2 protein-coding genes and 1 pseudogene are annotated in these 2,643 nt (G+C 60.7%); 1 reads left to right on the top strand and 2 read right to left on the bottom strand.

Annotated elements, in window-relative coordinates; translation table 11 throughout:
- Both ACRXB1_RS34240 and gloB read right to left on the bottom strand, forming a co-directional pair.
- The coding region (locus ACRXB1_RS34240; protein WP_449494565.1) for a transglycosylase SLT domain-containing protein at positions 1 to 1,414 on the bottom strand (1,414 nt) is incomplete at its 3' end.
- A gap of 157 nt (positions 1,415 to 1,571) precedes the next feature.
- Positions 1,572 to 2,375: a hydroxyacylglutathione hydrolase gene (gene gloB, locus ACRXB1_RS34245; RefSeq protein ID WP_075357135.1), complete on the bottom strand. Its 804-nt coding sequence runs from the start codon at positions 2,373 to 2,375 to the stop codon at positions 1,572 to 1,574.
- 18 nt (positions 2,376 to 2,393) lie between these two features.
- Between gloB and ACRXB1_RS34250 the strand changes: the two are divergent.
- Positions 2,394 to 2,643 (top strand): annotated as a pseudogene (locus tag ACRXB1_RS34250) (SAM-dependent methyltransferase); the annotation flags it as partial.

The raw sequence follows: 2,643 nt of genomic DNA on the forward strand, positions 1-2,643 counted from the left end.
TGGGTTCTGCCGGCACCGCACGGCCGACCGGCACATGCAGCACGATCAACTGGCCCGGCAGGACCGTATCGCGATGCGTCCGGTTCCAGCCCTTCAGTTGACCGACCGACACGTTGTATCGATCAGCGAACGTGGACATGGACTGCGCGCGGCGAACGCGAATCAGCATCTTGCGGGTATCGGGGACGTCGGGTTCGACGGCGAGCATCGCGCTTTCGGCGACGTCGGCGCTGATGTCCTCGTCGTCGTCATCGCCGCGCGGCACCACGATGGTCGATCCCGCCTTCAGCCGCATGCCAGCCGGAATGCGGTTCACGGACATCAGCGTATCGGGGTCCACACCGATCTTTTGCGCGATCATTGCAGGCGTCGCGCGTTCGCTCACCGTATAAGTGGTCCACGACGACAACGCGCCTGAATACGTCTTCAGGTTTTTCTGGAAGGTGTTGGCGTTATCGAACGGAAGCAGGATTTGCGGGTTGGTCGCGCCCAGGATCACCGGCTTCGCAAACGACGGATTCAGCGAACGGAACTCTTCCACGGTCATGCCGGCGAGCCGGGCGGCCATGGTCACATCGATATCGCGCGCCGTGGTCACGGTCACGAAATACGGATGGTTCGGGATATCCGGCAACGTGAGCCCGTACATCTGCGGATTCGCGATGATGTTCTTCACGGCCTGCAGCTTCGGCACGTAGTTCCGCGTCTCGTTCGGCATGCGCAGGCTTTGATAGTCCGTCGGCAAGCCGAGCGCTTCGTTCTTCGCAATCGCGCGCTGGACGCTGCCCTCGCCCCAGTTGTATGCGGCGAGCGCCAGATGCCAGTCGCCGAACATGTCGTGGAGCCGTGACAAATAGTCGAGCGCTGCACTGGTGGATGCCAGCACGTCGCGCCGCTCATCCTGAAACATGTTCTGCTTCAGGTTGTAGTCGCGGCCGGTGCCCGGCACGAACTGCCACATGCCGGCGGCTTTTGCCACGGAAAGCGCCTGCGGGTTATAAGCCGATTCGATGAACGGCAGCAACGCGAGTTCGGTCGGCATGTGCCGCTGCTCGAGTTCCTCGACAATGTGATACAGATATTTCTGTGACCGCCCGGTCATGCGCTCGACGTAATCGGGGCGCTGCGCGTACCAGTTCACCTGCATGTCGACCAGGTCGCTTTGCAGATCGGGAATCTGGAAACCACGGCGGATACGGCCCCACAAGTCACCGTCAGGTCCGGAAAGCGAATCGACGGACGTCTTGTCGACGTTGATCGTTTCCTTGGCGGCAGAGGTCTTGCGGATGGTGTCAGCTACGGCTTGCTGCTTCTCGGCGGAAGGGAGTGAAGATAGGGAGTTGGTCGCTGTCGGCCCCTGGCTGGCACATGCAGCCAAAGTCAGGACGAGTAGCGCACTAAAAATCAATCGCATGAACGTCTCGGATTCCAAAAAATGTGCTTGGAAATTTGGACCCGATAGTACGGAACCGCACGCATCACGTCAATATAAATGCAAAAAACGCAGCAAAATCCGGGACCTGCAAAGCATTTCAACGTTTCAGATGAAGATAACCGCAGCGGATTGCGGGTTAGCGAAATTTGTCTTTCCAGCCGCGCATGAGCGTGAAGGCATCGAGGCGGTCGCGCACCGGACGCTCGAACTGGGCGGCGAGCGCGGCCTGGACGTCTTCATTGTCGACACGCAGGAACGGATTGGCCTTGCGTTCGTGCGAAAGCGTGGTGGGAATGGTCGGCTCATTGCGCGCGCGCAGGCTGTGCGCGTCCTTGTCCCACGCCACAAGTGCCGCATTGTCAGGGTCCGCCGCGCGTGCAAAACGGATGTTCGACAGCGTATATTCGTGCGCGCAGTGAACGAGCGTTGCGTCTGGAAGTGCGGCAAGGGCGTCGAGGGAAGCCAGCATCTGCTGCGGCGTGCCCTCGAAAAGCCGGCCGCAACCGCTTGCAAAAAGTGTGTCGCCGCAAAAGAGATGCGGCGTGCCTTGCGGGTCTGCTGCCTGGAAATAAGCGATGTGGCCGGCGGTGTGGCCGGGCACGTCGATAACCGAGCATTCCAGCGCCGGACTCGCGATACTTACAATATCGCCCTGCTTCACGCGCCGCGTCAGATGGTCGATCGCCTCGCTGGCCGGGCCGATCACGGGGATTTCACCATCGGCCGATCGGCTAACGAGCAATTTTGCGACGCCGCCGACGTGGTCGTGATGATGGTGCGTGAGTAAAATAGCAGTCAGCCGCCAACCGCGTTTCGTCAGATAGGCTTCAACAGGCGCGGCTTCGCCCGGATCGACAACGACGGCATCTTGTCCGTCGGAAATCACCCAGATGTAGTTGTCTTCAAACGCCGGAACCGGCACGTACTCAAGCGTTTTCATAAGGCGACTCACCCGAACATGTCAGAGCGAACGATTATAGACTGGCCCGCCTGGACCGTTTCTGCGCCCGGCCGCTACGTGCTCGACTGGGAGCAGGCGCAGCTCGACCGCGTGGTATCGGATATTTTCGGCTATCACGCCCTGCAACTGGGCCTGCCCGGGCTCGACGCGCTGCGGGAGAATCGCATGCCGTATCGCGGCCTCGTGCTCGATACCGCCAGCCAGGCCGTCGGCAAATGGCTGTGGGGCGATGCGTCGTTCGTGATCA

It is taken from the genome of Caballeronia sp. M23-90, from assembly GCF_053574605.1.